This is a genomic window from Mycobacterium sp. IS-836 (assembly GCF_001954275.1).
Lineage (GTDB): Bacteria > Actinomycetota > Actinomycetes > Mycobacteriales > Mycobacteriaceae > Mycobacterium.
In genome coordinates this window covers 85,292-99,680 of sequence record NZ_MBEU01000013.1, presented here as the reverse complement: position 1 = coordinate 99,680, position 14,389 = coordinate 85,292, and the positions used below count along the sequence as shown (strand labels likewise).

Below are 14,389 nucleotides of genomic sequence, written 5' to 3'. Positions count from 1 at the left end.
CCCACGGCCAGAAGGTGCAGACCGCCGGCAGCAACATGGCCAGCACCGACAGCGCCGTTGGGTCCAGCTGGGCCTAACACCGCACCCTTAGACCGGGGCCGCACACCAATCGGTGTGCGGCCCCGTCGTTTGTGAATCAGCTTGGTGCGGAAGGTAATTCGTGGTGTGGCGCCCCTCAGGCCCGGCGCTTAGATTTGAGAATTCTATGAACTCCGTGACAATTGGATATGCGTATTGGGAGAATGTGGGGACATGACCACAACGTCGGGATACGCCGGCAGCCAGCGGCCGCGCCAGGCCATGCTCGGACAGCTGCCCAGGATTTATCGCGCCGACGGATCCCCCATCCGGGTTTTGCTGGTGGACGATGAGCCCGCGTTGACCAACCTGGTCAAGATGGCGCTGCACTACGAAGGCTGGGTCGTCGAAATCGCCCACAACGGGCGCGAAGCCATTGCGAAGTTCGAGCGAGTCAAACCCGACGTGCTGGTCCTCGACATCATGCTTCCGGACGTCGACGGGCTGCGAATTCTGCAGCGGATCCGTGAATCCGACGCCTACACGCCCACGCTGTTTCTCACCGCCCGCGATTCGGTTATGGATCGGGTCACCGGCCTCACCGCGGGCGCGGACGACTACATGACCAAACCGTTCAGCCTCGAGGAGCTCGTCGCGCGGCTCCGCGGCTTGCTGCGCCGCTCCGGCCAGCTGACCCCACCGACTCCCGAGGCGCTCAAAGTCGGCGATCTTCGAATCGACAGCGCTAGCCGCGAAGTCAGCCGCGACGGGACGGCGATCTCACTTTCGTCGACCGAGTTCGAATTGCTTCGCTTCCTCATGCGTAACCCACGTCGCGCGCTGAGCCGCACCGAGATCCTGGACCGAGTCTGGAACTACGATTTCGCCGGGCGCACCAGCATTGTCGATCTGTACATCTCTTACCTGAGAAAGAAGATCGACTCCGGCAGGGAGCCGATGATCCACACCGTCCGAGGTGTCGGATACATGCTGCGGCCACCGGAATGACGGCCGAGCGCGACACCCCGCGGTGGTTTCCCCGTTCCTTGCGACGCCAATTGCTGGTCGGCGTATTGGCAGTCGTCACAGTGGTTTTGGTGGCGGTCGGGGTGGTCTCGGTGCTGAGCCTGCGCGGCTACGTCACCACCATGAACGACGCCGAAGTCGCCAAATCGCTGCACGCGTTCAACCACTCCTACAGCAGATACCGCAGCGGCGACCATGCGTCGGGACACCGAGCCAACGCCCCGGTGTCGCAGGCCTTGCTGGAGTTCACCGGACAAACCCCGGGAAACCTCATCGCCGTGGTGCGCGACGGAGTGGTGATCGGCTCGGCGGTCTTCTCCGAAGACGAACCACGACCCGCGCCGGCCGACGTCGTCCGCGCCATCGAAGGACAACAGTGGCACGACGGTCCGCCCCATACCGAAAAGCTCGGCAGCCTTGGGTCCTACCGGGTCGACTGCCTCATCGATGGGTCCGACGTCCTGGTCGTCGGGGTGCCGCTGAACCTCGCCGACCGGATCATCGCACGCAAGAACATCACCACCACGGCGCTTGTCACGGCCGCCCTGATCATCACCGCGGGACTCACGGTCTGGGTGGTCGGCTACACCCTTCGCCCGCTGCGCCGGGTCGCGGCGACCGCCGCGGAAGTCGCCGCGATGCCGCTCACCGACGACGACCATCGGATCAGCGTCCGGGTTCGGCCGGAGGACACCGACCCGGACAATGAGGTCGGGATCGTCGGGCACACGCTGAATCGGTTGCTGGACAACGTGGATAGTGCGCTGGCGCATCGCGTCGACTCCGATCTGCGCACGCGACAATTCATCACCGATGCCAGCCACGAGCTACGGACCCCGCTCGCCGCCATTCAGGGTTATGCCGAACTGACCCGCCAGGACAGTTCGGCACTGCCACCGACTACCGAATACGCGCTGGCCCGCATCGAGTCGGAAGCTAGGCGCATGACGCTGCTTGTCGACGAGCTGCTGCTGCTCTCCCGCCTGGGCGAGGGTCAAGACCTGCAGAACGACGACGTCGACCTGGCCGACCTCGTCATCAACGCGGTGAACGACGCCGCGGTCGCGGCGCCTTCGCACGAGTGGGTCAAGGACCTGCCCGACGAGCCGGTATGGGTTCGGGGGGACCACGACCGCCTGCACCAGCTGGTCAGCAATCTGCTCAGCAACGCCCGGGTGCACACACCGCCGGGCGTCACGGTGACCACCGGGATCACCTGCCAGCGCGGTGCCGAGGGAGCCTATGCGGAGCTGACCGTCGCGGACGACGGGCCCGGCATCGACGCCCAGCTGCTGCCCCGGCTATTCGAGCGATTCGTCCGGGCCGACACGACGAGGTCCGACGGTTCGGGCATCGGGCTGGGGCTGGCGATCGTGAGTTCGATCGTCAAGGCGCACCGCGGCTCGGTCACCGCCGAATCCGCCAGCGGCCGAACGGTGTTTAGGGTGCGACTGCCGATGATCGAGGGCCCACTCTCGGATAGCGCCTAACCTTCTGCGTCGGGCGTAAACAAACCGTAAAGGTAAACCGCGGCGCCGTTAGGAAAGCATCAACCAACGGCCCCACGCCATCCGGTCCGATTAATTTCAACCTGACCTTTGCCTCCGAGGACTACGCTGTCGCGGACTCGATGAGGTCGTTAAGTGTGCGCACGACCGGCGCAGAACGGAGACAAGATGGGCGTCTTGGTGTACCTCGCGCTGACCGTAGCGGTCTTCGCCGCGCTCGGCTGGACGCTGAAGTTGGGCTCGTGAGCAGCGCTAACGCCATAGGTCTGATACTGGCCGTGCTCATCGCCCTGCTGCTGGGCGCGGCCCTCGTCTTCCCGGAGCGGTTCTAGTGAGCGGGACCGCGGCGGGGCTGATCTTCCTCGGGTTACTCGTCGTCGCGCTGGCGGTGGTCCATATCCCGCTGGGCGACTACATGTACCGGGTCTACAGCTCCCGAAAGCATTCGCGCACAGAGAAATTCATCTATCGCCTGATCGGGGCCAATCCGGACGCCGAACAGGGCTGGGTCGCGTATGCCCGTAGCGTGCTTGCATTTTCGGCCGTCAGCGTCGTATTCCTGTTCGTCTTGCAACTCGTCCAGGGCAAGCTGCCGCTGCATCTACACGACCCCGGGACAAAGATGACACCGGCGCTGGCCTGGAACACCGCCGTCAGCTTCGTCACAAACACCAACTGGCAGGCCTACTCCGGCGAATCGACCATGGGGCACCTGGTGCAGATCGCCGGGCTGGCGGTGCAGAACTTTGTCTCCGCCGCCGTCGGCATGGCCGTCGCGGTCGCGTTGGTCCGTGGTTTCGCGCGCCACCGCACCCACGAACTCGGCAACTTCTGGGTGGACTTGACGCGCGGCACGCTCCGCATCCTGCTGCCGATCTCCATCCTCGGAGCCATCGTGCTGATCGCCGGGGGCGTCGTGCAGAACTTCCACCTCAACGACCAGGTCGTCACCACACTGGCCGGTGCCCGCCAGACCATCCCCGGTGGGCCGGTCGCCAGCCAGGAGGCGATCAAGCTGTTGGGCACCAACGGCGGCGGCTTCTACAACGCCAACTCCGCGCACCCGTTCGAAAACCCGACCGCCTGGACGAACTGGGTGGAGATCTTCCTGCTACTGGTGATCAGCTTCTCGCTGCCGCGAACCTTCGGCCGCATGGTGAACAGCAAGAAACAGGGCTACGCGATTGCGGCGATCGTCGGCGTCCTGGCCGTTCTCAGCGTCACGTTCATGATGCTGTTCCAATTGCAGCACCACGGCACGGTTCCCACCGCGGTCGGTGCTTCCACCGAAGGCGTCGAACAACGATTCGGGGTCGCCGATTCCGCGATCTTCGCCGACGCCACCACTCTGACGTCGACCGGTGCCGTCAATTCGGTGCACGACTCCTACAGTTCCCTGGGCGGCATGATGACGATGTTCAACATGCAGCTCGGCGAGGTCGCGCCGGGCGGCGTCGGCTCCGGCCTATACGGCATCCTGATCCTCGCCGTCATCACCGTGTTCGTCGCCGGCTTGATGGTCGGCCGAACACCGGAATACCTCGGCAAGAAGATCAACCCGCGCGAAATGAAGCTCGCCGCAGGCTATTTCCTGATCACCCCGCTGATCGTGCTGCTCGGCACCGCCATAGCGATGGCGCTACCGGGTGAGCGCGCCGCCATGACAAACACCGGCCCGCACGGCCTCTCCGAGGTCCTTTACGCATTCACTTCCGCGGCCAACAACAACGGTTCGGCCTTCGCCGGGCTCTCGGCCAATACGGTCTGGTGGAATACCGCGCTGGGCCTTGCGATGGTCTTCGGCCGCTTCCTGCCGATGATGCTGATTCTCGCGCTGGCCGGTTCGCTCGCCCGTCAGGGCGCGACCCCCGAATCGAGCGGCACGCTGCCCACCCACAAGCCCCAGTTCGTGAGCTTGGTGGTGGGTGTGACCGTCATCCTGGTTGGCCTCACCTTCCTGCCCGCACTGGCGCTCGGGCCGCTCGCCGAAGGGATTCACTGAAGTGACCGCCACGATCCCGTCCCCAAGACTCCGGCGCAGCGCCAAGGCGCCCGGCGATAAGTTGCAGGGCGGGTTGCTCGACCCCGCATTGCTGGTGAAGTCGCTGCCGGACGCGTTCGCCAAGCTCGATCCGCGCACCCTGTGGCGCAACCCGGTGATGTTCATCGTGGAAATCGGCGCCGCATGGTCGACGGTGCTCGCAATCGGCGACAGCAGCTGGTTCAGCTGGCTCACGGTGTTCTGGCTATGGCTGACAGTGGTTTTCGCCAACCTAGCCGAAGCGGTGGCCGAAGGGCGTGGCAAGGCGCAGGCCGACACGCTACGCAAATCGAAAGCCGACACCATCGCGCACCGGCTCAACGACTGGAAGCCGGGCGGCACCGGCGGCACTCCCGAAGAAGTGGCGGCGCCCCTACTGCAGCAGGGCGACATCGTGGTGGTCACCGCGGGAGAGGTCATTCCCGGCGACGGCGACGTCGTGGAAGGCATTGCCTCGGTTGATGAATCGGCCATCACGGGCGAATCGGCGCCCGTCATCCGGGAATCCGGCGGGGACCGCTCGGCGGTAACCGGCGGAACCACCGTGCTCTCCGACCGGATCGTCGTCAAGATCACCCAGAAGCCCGGAGAGAGCTTTGTGGACCGGATGATCGCACTCGTCGAGGGTGCGAATCGGCAGAAGACACCCAACGAGATCGCGCTCAACATTCTGCTGGCGGCACTGACCATCATCTTCGTGTTCGCGGTGGCCACGCTTCAGCCGCTCGCGATCTACTCCAAGGTCAACAATCCCGGTGTGCCGGCGACCTCGGCGCTGAGCGCGGACGGGATCAGCGGCATCGTCCTGGTCGCACTTCTGGTCTGCTTGATTCCCACCACAATCGGCGCGCTGTTGTCGGCGATCGGCATCGCGGGCATGGACCGGTTAGTGCAACGCAACGTGCTCGCCATGTCCGGTCGCGCGGTCGAGGCGGCCGGCGACGTCAACACCCTGCTCCTGGACAAGACCGGAACCATCACGCTCGGGAATCGTCAAGCGTCGGAATTCATTCCGGTGCCTGGGGTGACGAACCAGGATCTGGCCGACGCCGCGCAGTTGTCCAGCCTCGCCGACGAAACTCCCGAGGGTCGTTCCATCGTCGTCTATGCCAAGGAGGCCTACGGGCTGCGCGCGCGGACCCCAGGCGAGCTGTCCAACGCCTCCTGGGTGGAATTCAGTGCGACTACCCGGATGTCGGGCGTGGACCTCGACGGCCGCCAGCTACGCAAGGGCGCGGCCAGCTCGGTGGCCGAGTGGATCCGCGGCCACGGGGGCACGGTTCCCGCCGAACTCGGCGAGATCGTGGACGGTATCTCCGCGGCCGGCGGAACCCCGCTCGTCGTCGGACGGCTGGCCGGCGGACAAGCCGAAGTGCTCGGCGTCATCCACCTCAAAGACGTGGTGAAGCAGGGCATGCGCGACCGGTTCGACGCGATGCGGCTGATGGGCATCCGCACCGTGATGATCACCGGCGATAACCCGTTGACCGCCAAGGCGATCGCCGACGAGGCCGGCGTCGACGACTTCCTCGCCGAGGCCACGCCGGAAGACAAGATGATGCTCATCAAGCGCGAGCAGCAGGGCGGCCGCCTGGTCGCGATGACCGGTGACGGCACCAACGACGCCCCCGCACTGGCCCAGGCCGACGTTGGGGTGGCGATGAACACCGGCACGTCGGCGGCCAAAGAGGCCGGCAACATGGTGGACCTGGACTCCGACCCGACCAAGCTCATCGAGATCGTGGAAATCGGTAAGCAGCTGTTGATCACCCGCGGGGCGTTGACCACGTTCTCCATCGCCAACGACATCGCCAAGTACTTTGCGATCATCCCGGCGCTGTTCGTGGCGATCTTCCCGGGCCTGGACCTGCTCAACGTCATGCGGTTACACAGTCCGCAATCGGCGATCCTGTCCGCGGTCATCTTCAACGCGATCGTCATCGTCGCCCTGATTCCGCTGGCGCTCCGCGGAGTTCGCTATACGCCGAGCCGTGCAGCCAAGCTGCTGAGCCGCAATCTCTACATCTACGGCCTCGGTGGCATTGTCGCCCCATTCGTCGGAATCAAGCTCATCGACTTGCTGGTTCAACTGCTCCCCGGGATGGCCTGAGATGAAATTTGGGAACGTGATTCGCCAACATTGGGCCGCGCTGCGCGCGCTGCTCGTGTTCACCGTGCTGCTCGGTTTCGGCTATCCGCTGCTGATTTGGTTGGTGGCTTCGATTCCCGGGTTGCACGACAAGGCGCAGGGCTCGATCGTCACCGCGGGCGGCAAACCGGTCGGCAGCAAGCTGATTGGCCAGTCGTTCACCGACTCGTCCGGCAACCCGCTGCCGCAGTACTTTCAGAGTCGGCCATCGGCCGCGGGCAGCAACGGGTATGACCCGACGTCGAGCGGCGGCAGCAACCTGGGTCCCGAAAGCGTAGTCGACATGGATCCGGCCAAGCCCAGCCTGCTGACGCAGGTGTGTTCCCGCAGTGCATCGATCGGCCAACTCGAAGGCGTCGACGGATCGCGTCCGTTCTGCACCGGCGGCGGCGTCGGGGCCGTCCTGTCGGTGATCGGTCCCCGCGATTCGCGCGGCTATGTCACGCACCCCACCCGAGTCGTGAGCGTCAACGAGCCGTGCGGCACGACGCCCCACCCTTTCCTGGACTTCTACGAAGGCGTTCGGGTCGAGTGCGCGAAGTCCGGCGAGGACTACTCGATCGGCCAGATCGTGCCCATTCGCGGGGCCGCACCGGCGGATCCGCGGGTGCCGGCCGACGCCGTCACCGCCAGCGGCAGCGGCCTGGATCCGAACATCTCACCGGCATACGCCGACATCCAGGTCGCCCGCGTCGCCAAGGCCCGCCATGTGTCCCCGGACCAGATACGTGAGGTCCTCGCGCAGTACCGCGACGGCCGCACCCTTGGCTTCTTCGGCGAGCCGTGCGTGAACGTGCTGGAACTCAACCTGCAACTCGATCACAAGTATCCGGTCACCAGTTAGCGCCATGGGGGGATGATGGTTGACGTGAGCGACGTCGGCCTCCCGGGCCAACCTGCCAAGCGCGGGGAGCTACGCATCTACCTCGGTGCGGCCCCGGGTGTGGGCAAAACGTACGCGATGCTGGGAGAGGCGCACCGGCGGTTGGAGCGCGGCACCGACCTGGTGGCGGCCGTCGTGGAGACCCATGGACGGGCGAAAACCGCTGAGCTGATTGAGGGCATCGAGGTCATCCCGCCGCACTATGTCGAATACCGCGGCGGGAGCTTCCCCGAACTCGACGTGCCCGCCGTGCTGGCGCGGCATCCGCAGGTAGTCCTCGTCGACGAACTCGCCCACACCAACACACCGGGCAGCAAGAATCACAAGCGCTGGCAGGACGTCGAGGAACTGCTCGACGCGGGTATCACCGTGATCTCCACGGTCAACATCCAGCACCTGGAAAGTCTCAACGACGTCGTCGCCCAGATCACGGGCATCCAACAGCAGGAAACGATACCGGACTCCATCGTGCGGGAGGCCTCGCAGGTCGAACTCATCGACATCACCCCGGAGGCGCTGCGGCGCAGGCTATCCCACGGCAACGTCTACGCCCCGGCACGGATCGACGCGGCCCTGTCCAACTACTTCCGGCGCGGAAACCTCACGGCCCTACGCGAATTGGCGCTACTGTGGCTGGCCGACCAGGTGGACACCGCGCTGGCAAAGTACCGCGCCGAGAACAAGATCACCGACCTGTGGGAAGCGCGCGAACGGGTGGTCGTGGCCGTAACCGGTGGTCCGGAATCCGAGACGTTGGTTCGGCGCGCATCGCGGATCGCTTCGAAATCCAGCGCCGAGCTGATGGTGGTGCACGTCATCCGTGGCGACGGGCTGGCTGGCGTGTCCGACCGCAAGATGGCCAAGATTCGCGAGCTGGCGAGCAGCTTGGACGCTTCCCTGCATACCGTGGTCGGTGACGACGTGCCCACGGCCCTACTGGATTTCGCCCGCGAGAACAACGCCACTCAGCTGGTGATCGGCACCTCCCGCCGCCCCCGGTGGGCGCGCATCTTCGAGGAGGGCATCGGCCAGACGATCGTCGAACGGTCCGGAAAGATCGACGTGCACATGGTCACGCACGAGGAATCCAAGCGCGGCTTGCACATTGGGTCGCTCGCGCCACACGAGCGACAAGTCGCGTCCTGGCTCGCAGCGTTCATCATCCCGTCGGCCATCTGCGCGGTCACGGTGACCATGCTGGACCCCTATCTGGACACCGGCGGGGAGAGCGCGTTGTTCTTCGTCGGGGTGCTGTTGGTGGGCCTACTCGGAGGTGTTGCCCCGGCGGCACTTTCGGCGGTGCTCTCCGGGTTGCTGCTGAACTACTACCTGATAGCTCCGCGACACAGCTTCACCATCGCCGAACCCAACAGCGCGATCACCGAGTTGGTGCTGCTGCTGATCGCGGTCGCCGTCGCGGTCCTGGTGAACTTCGCGGCCAATCGTGCGCGAGAAGCGCGGCGCGCGTCCCAAGAGGCCGAGCTGCTGACGCTGTTCGCGGGATCGGTGCTGCGCGGCGCGGACCTCGAGACCCTGCTCGAACGGGTGCGCGAGACGTACTCACAGCGCGCGGTCAGCATGCTACGCGAGCCCGGCGAGGAGGAGCGCGCCAGCGGAAAGAAGAGCCACGTGGTCGCCTGCGTGGGCAAAGACCCTTGTGCGAGCGTGGATTCCGCTGACACCGCGATCGAGGTCGGCGACGACGAGTTTTGGATGCTGATGGCCGGCCGGAAGCTCTCGGCACGCGACCGCCGGGTGCTCACCGCGGTGGCCAAACAAGCCGCGGGTCTGATCCGGCAGCGCGAGCTCGCCGAAGAAGCCAGCCGGACCGAGGCGATCGTGCGGGCCGACGAGCTACGCCGCTCCCTGCTCTCGGCGGTCAGTCACGATCTGCGCACGCCGCTGGCAGCGGCCAAGGTCGCGGTATCCAGCTTGCGCGCCGAGGACGTCGCCTTCTCGGCGCAGGACACCGCCGAATTGCTGGCCACCATCGAGGAGTCCGTCGACCAGCTGACCGCGTTGGTCGGCAACCTGCTCGACTCCTCGCGCCTGGCCGCCGGCGTGGTTCGACCGGACCTGCACCGGGTGTATCTCGAGGAGACGGTGCAGCGCGCTTTGGTCAGCATCGGCAAGGGCGCCACCGGCTTTTACCGGCCCGCCATCGATCGCGTCAAGGTCGACGTCGGTGACGCCGTGCTGATGGCCGACGCCGGGCTGCTGGAACGGGTGCTTGCCAACCTGATCGACAACGCGCTGCGCTACGCGCCCAACAGCATCGTCAGGGTCAACGCCGGACAGGTGGGCGATCGCGTCCTGATCAACGTCATCGACGAGGGCCCCGGAATCCCGCACGGGGCCGAGGATCAGATCTTCGAAGCGTTCCAGCGCCTCGGCGACCACGACAACACCACCGGGGTGGGCCTGGGCATGTCGGTGGCACGCGGCTTCGTCGAGGCCATGGGTGGCACCATCGCGGCCGGCGATACCCCCGGCGGCGGCCTGACCGTCGTGGTGGACCTCGCCGCACCGCAGCAGATTGGCGCGCGATGACCCGGGTGTTGGTGATCGACGACGAGCCGCACATCCTGCGGGCGCTGCGAATCAACTTGTCCGTGCGAGGCTACGAGGTCGTCACAGCGGCGACCGGTGCGGGTGCGCTGCGCGCCGCCGCCGAGCACAAGCCCGACGTGGTGATCCTCGACCTGGGCCTGCCCGACATCTCCGGCATCGAGGTGCTGGGTGGCCTGCGCGGCTGGCTCACGGCGCCGGTGATCGTCCTATCCGCGCGCACGGATTCGTCGGACAAGGTCGAGGCGCTGGACGCCGGCGCCGACGACTACGTGACGAAACCGTTTGGGATGGACGAGTTCCTGGCCCGGCTGCGCGCCGCTGTCCGCCGCAACGCCGCGGCGTCGGAAATGGACGAGCCTGTCGTGGAAACCGACGCGTTCACCGTCGACCTGGCCGCCAAGAAGGTCACCAAAGACGGGGTCGAAGTGCATTTGACCCCGACCGAATGGGGCATGCTCGAGGTGCTGGTCCGCAACCGCGGCAAGTTGGTCGGGCGTGAGGAACTGCTGAAGGAGGTTTGGGGCCCGGCGTATGCCACCGAAACCCATTACCTGCGTGTGTATCTGGCGCAGCTGCGCCGCAAGCTCGAGGACGACCCGTCACATCCCAAACATCTGTTGACCGAGTCGGGCATGGGCTATCGCTTCGAGGCCTGAATCGCATCCGCAACATACGCCTCTCCGGAAGCTGGCTGGCTTTGTGCCCACCTCACAGCGACAATTTGGCTGCCCGCCCGCGACTAAGCCGGATACGACATCGACGGAGTTGTCGCTATGAGGCGGGCAGAACGTGTGTCGCCTCCGCGCGGTTAGCAGTGTGGCGGATGTGACTCAGCCGGCGATCGACAGCACGATGCCGTCCAGGATGTCGTGCTCGCTGACGGTCAGCTCATCGATACCCGCCCGGGCGCGCAGCTCGCGCGCCAGTTCCTCGACCACGATCGCGCCACCCCCGATCACGTCGGCGCGGCCCTCGTGCATCGGCGGCAGTGCCGCGCGCTGCGCTCGCGTCATGCCGATCAGCCGATCGCAGACCCGTTGCAGATCGTGGCCGGCGACACGCGAAAGGTGAATGGCCGCAGAGTCATACGTCGTCATGTTGTGGGCCAGCGCGGACAGCGTGGTCATCGTGCCGGCCAACCCAACCCACGTCCGGGCGCCATCGACGGGCACCGTGCGCAGCGCGACGTCGAGCCGCTCACGCACCACCTGGCGGGCCGCCGTCACTTCCTCCGGTGTGGGCGGGTCGGAGTGCAGGCAGCGTTCCGTCAGCCGGACACAACCGATGTCGGCCGAATAGCTGGCGATCACTTCCTCCCCGCCGACCACGATTTCGGTGGAACCCCCACCCAGGTCGACCACGACGAAAGGCCCTCGCGCGCTGTCCAATTCGCCGACCGCACCTCGGAATGACAGCTCGGCCTCGTCGGCTCCGGTGATGACCTCCGCGACGGCGCCAGGGAGCACCGGGCCCAGCACGTCGGCCGTCATCGCGAAAAACACATCGCGATTGGCCACATCGCGCGCGGCCGACGTCGCCACCATCCGCACCCGCTCGACGCCGTGCTCTTTGAGCAACGCAGCGTAATCGGTTAACGCGGACCGGGTCCGGGCAATAGCTTCCGGTGCGAACTCGCCCGTCGCGTCCACGCCCTGACCTAACCGCACGATCCGCGTCTCGCGATGCACATCGCGCAGCCGGCCGCCGCCGGCATCGGCGATCAGCAACCGAATTGAGTTGGTACCGCAGTCGATAGCGGCGAGCCGGCTCACCACTGACCCGCCACCAACACGGGTGCCATCGCCGGCTCGCCGGCCAGCATCGCCAGCGCCTCATCGCCGAGCGGATTCACCCCCGGCCCCTTGGCCAGCGAATGCGCGATCAGCACGTGCAGGCACTTGACCCGGTCCGGCATGCCTCCGGCGGAGAAGTCCGTCCCCAGCGGCTCGATCGCGTCACGCTCGGCCAGATACGACTCGTGCGCGCGCCGATAAGCCGCCGCCAACTCGGGTTCGAGCTTCAATCGCTCGGTCATGTCGTGCATCAACCCCGTCGTCTCCAGCCTGCTCGCTGCGGCGGTGAGCACTGGGTGCGTCAGGTAGTACAACGTCGGAAATGGTGTGCCGTCAGGAAGTTTCGGCGCCGTCTTCACCACGCCGGGTTCGCCGTTGGGGCAGCGATATGCGATCTCCAGGACCCCGCGTGGCTCGCGGCCGAGCTGGCGCGCCACCGCTTCCAGGTCCGCACGATCAACCACCGGGCGCCGTTGGGATGGGTGGGGTGTTGGACGGTGGCAGGTGCGGGGCGTCGGCGATGGTGTGCCACAGCGCCGTGTACCACGGGTCGCCGCTGGCGGGTTTGGCCGTATCGGATCCCGGCTGCGGCGTCGCCGCCGACGGCGGGAGCTGGACCTGGAATGGGATGTCGCCCGGCTTCACGAAGCCCAGGCGCTCGCGGGCCTGCGCCGCGATGTAGGCCGGGTCACCGAGCTTGACCTTCTTCTGCTCGAGGTCGGCGATCTGGCGCCGCAGCGCGGCTTCGCTCGCGGACAACTGATTCATCTCGGTGCGTTGCGCGAAGTAGGTGCGTACCGGGCCCGCGATGGTCAGGGTCAACACGCAGATCACCGCGGCGAGCACCGCCGCCCGTCGCGCGGTGAATCCCAGCCGCTGGTCCGACCTCTGCTCGACCGATTCGGCGAGCTGCCGCTTGATGGGTTCGACGACGTGCTCACGCACGGTCTTGGTGGAGCGACGGCGCCGAGCCGGATCGCCGGCTTTGCCCGGGCGTGATGCCGGGGAGCGGCGCTTCGGATCGGGCTTGGGCGTCAAGCTATTTCGACCTGTTTCGAATCGAGCGCGAATCGTGGGAAAGCCAGATCGCCGGCGTAGCGGGCGGCGTCGCCGAGCGCTTCCTCGATGCGCAGCAGCTGATTGTATTTGGCGACGCGCTCGCTGCGGGCGGGTGCGCCCGTCTTGATCTGACCGCTGCCGACCGCCACCGCCAGATCGGCGATGGTGGTGTCTTCGGTCTCGCCACTGCGGTGGCTCATCATCGTGCGGTAGCCGCTGTGGTGGGCCAGCACGACGGCGTCCAGCGTCTCGGTCAGCGTCCCGATTTGGTTCACCTTGACCAGCAACGCATTTGCCACTCCCTTGTCGATGCCCTCCTCGAGGCGCTCGGGATTGGTGACGAAGATGTCGTCGCCGACGATTTGCACCCGGTCGCCGATCGACGCAGTCAGGGCGGCCCAGCCGTCCCAATCATCTTCGGAGAGCGGGTCTTCGATGGATACCAGCGGATAGGAGCCGAGCAGGCCGGCGTAGAACTCCGTCATCTGCTCGGCGCTGCGGGTGCTGCCCTCGAAGGCGTAGCCGGTCCCGTCGGTGTAGAACTCGGTGGCGGCGGCGTCGAGCGCCAAGGCCACGTCGACGCCGGGTTTCAAGCCCGCCGCTTCGATGGCCGTGCTGATCAGGTCGAGCGCCGCGGTGGTTCCGGCCACGTCGGGAGCGAAACCGCCTTCGTCGCCCAGCCCGGTAGAAAGCCCCTGTTTCTTCAGTACGGATTTGAGCGCGTGGTACACCTCGGCGCCCCAGCGCAGCGCCTCACCGAAATGCGACGCGCCGATCGGCGCCACCATGAATTCCTGAATGTCGACGGCGGTGTCGGCGTGCGCGCCGCCGTTGAGGATGTTCATCATCGGCACCGGCAGGATGTGCGCGTTGGGGCCGCCGAGATAGCGGAACAGCGGCAGCTCGGCGGAATCGGCGGCCGCCTTGGCGACGGCTAGCGAGACGCCCAGGATCGCGTTGCCGCCGAGCCGGGACTTGTCCGGGGTGCCGTCGAGGTCCACCAATGCCTGGTCGACCAACCGCTGATCGTCGGCGTTGAGTCCGATGACGGCCGGGGCGATCTCGTCCAGCACGGCCTGCACCGCCTTCTGCACGCCCTTGCCGCCGTAGCGCTCGCCGCCGTCGCGCAGCTCCACGGCCTCGTGCTCGCCGGTCGATGCGCCGGACGGCACCGCCGCGCGGGCAAACGTCCCGTCGATCAGAGCTATCTCGACCTCGACCGTCGGGTTACCGCGAGAATCGAGGATCTCGCGGGCCCCGACCTGCTCGATAATCGGCACTGGGTTCTCCTTGCGTGTTAGCTGATGACGGCCGCCTTTAGCGTAAAGCCTGGGTCAGCGA

The 14,389-nt window shown here is 66.3% G+C and carries 12 protein-coding genes and 1 pseudogene; 9 read left to right on the top strand and 4 right to left on the bottom strand.

The features are described 5' to 3' along the window. The 9 genes and pseudogenes from A5747_RS06805 to A5747_RS06765 all read left to right on the top strand — a co-directional run. A pseudogene (locus A5747_RS06805) lies at positions 1-77 on the top strand (type VII secretion protein EsxI); the annotation flags it as partial. A 175-nt stretch (positions 78-252) separates the two neighbouring features. Further along, positions 253-1,026 carry a response regulator transcription factor gene (locus A5747_RS06800; RefSeq protein ID WP_076122886.1) on the top strand — a complete coding sequence of 258 codons (774 nt, stop codon included), beginning with the start codon at positions 253-255 and terminating at the stop codon, positions 1,024-1,026. Next, positions 1,023-2,534: a cell wall metabolism sensor histidine kinase WalK gene (locus A5747_RS06795; RefSeq protein WP_076122885.1), complete on the top strand. Its 1,512-nt coding sequence runs from the start codon at positions 1,023-1,025 to the stop codon at positions 2,532-2,534. Before A5747_RS06800 ends, A5747_RS06795 begins: the two co-directional genes overlap by 4 nt. A 260-nt stretch (positions 2,535-2,794) precedes the next feature. Further along, entirely contained in the window at positions 2,795-2,884 is a 90-nt protein-coding gene (locus A5747_RS25400) for a potassium-transporting ATPase subunit F (protein ID WP_139329779.1), read from the top strand. After that, positions 2,884-4,554: a potassium-transporting ATPase subunit KdpA gene (gene kdpA, locus A5747_RS06785; RefSeq protein ID WP_076122883.1), complete on the top strand. Its 1,671-nt coding sequence runs from the start codon at positions 2,884-2,886 to the stop codon at positions 4,552-4,554. The genes A5747_RS25400 and kdpA overlap by 1 nt, the downstream gene beginning before the upstream one ends. Before the next feature lies 1 nt (position 4,555). After that, entirely contained in the window at positions 4,556-6,703 is a 2,148-nt protein-coding gene (gene kdpB / locus A5747_RS06780) for a potassium-transporting ATPase subunit KdpB (protein ID WP_076122882.1), read from the top strand. Position 6,704: 1 nt separating this feature from the next. Continuing rightward, positions 6,705-7,586 carry a potassium-transporting ATPase subunit C gene (locus tag A5747_RS06775; protein ID WP_076122881.1) on the top strand — a complete coding sequence of 294 codons (882 nt, stop codon included), beginning with the start codon at positions 6,705-6,707 and terminating at the stop codon, positions 7,584-7,586. Between the two features lie 12 nt (positions 7,587-7,598). Next, entirely contained in the window at positions 7,599-10,175 is a 2,577-nt protein-coding gene (locus A5747_RS06770; protein ID WP_076122880.1) for a sensor histidine kinase KdpD, read from the top strand. Continuing rightward, on the top strand, positions 10,172-10,852 hold the full coding sequence (locus A5747_RS06765) for a response regulator (protein WP_076122879.1): 681 nt from the start codon (positions 10,172-10,174) through the stop codon (positions 10,850-10,852). Before A5747_RS06770 ends, A5747_RS06765 begins: the two co-directional genes overlap by 4 nt. A gap of 174 nt (positions 10,853-11,026) precedes the next feature. On the opposite strand, the gene A5747_RS06760 is transcribed toward A5747_RS06765, so the two are convergent. Genes A5747_RS06760 through eno form a run of 4 tightly spaced genes read right to left on the bottom strand, consistent with a single transcriptional unit; the run spans position 11,027 to position 14,328 of the window. Then, positions 11,027-11,971, bottom strand: coding sequence for a Ppx/GppA phosphatase family protein (locus A5747_RS06760; RefSeq protein WP_076122878.1), 945 nt, complete (start codon positions 11,969-11,971; stop codon positions 11,027-11,029). After that, positions 11,965-12,453 (bottom strand): DUF501 domain-containing protein, encoded by a 489-nt coding sequence (locus A5747_RS06755; RefSeq protein ID WP_076122877.1) that lies wholly within the window; start codon positions 12,451-12,453, stop codon positions 11,965-11,967. The genes A5747_RS06760 and A5747_RS06755 overlap by 7 nt, the downstream gene beginning before the upstream one ends. Continuing rightward, positions 12,446-13,027, bottom strand: a complete 582-nt coding sequence (locus A5747_RS06750; protein WP_076122876.1) for a septum formation initiator family protein — start codon at positions 13,025-13,027, stop codon at positions 12,446-12,448. The genes A5747_RS06755 and A5747_RS06750 overlap by 8 nt, the downstream gene beginning before the upstream one ends. Then, positions 13,024-14,328 carry a phosphopyruvate hydratase gene (gene eno, locus A5747_RS06745; protein WP_076122875.1) on the bottom strand — a complete coding sequence of 435 codons (1,305 nt, stop codon included), beginning with the start codon at positions 14,326-14,328 and terminating at the stop codon, positions 13,024-13,026. Before eno ends, A5747_RS06750 begins: the two co-directional genes overlap by 4 nt. Positions 14,329-14,389 lie beyond the last annotated feature (61 nt).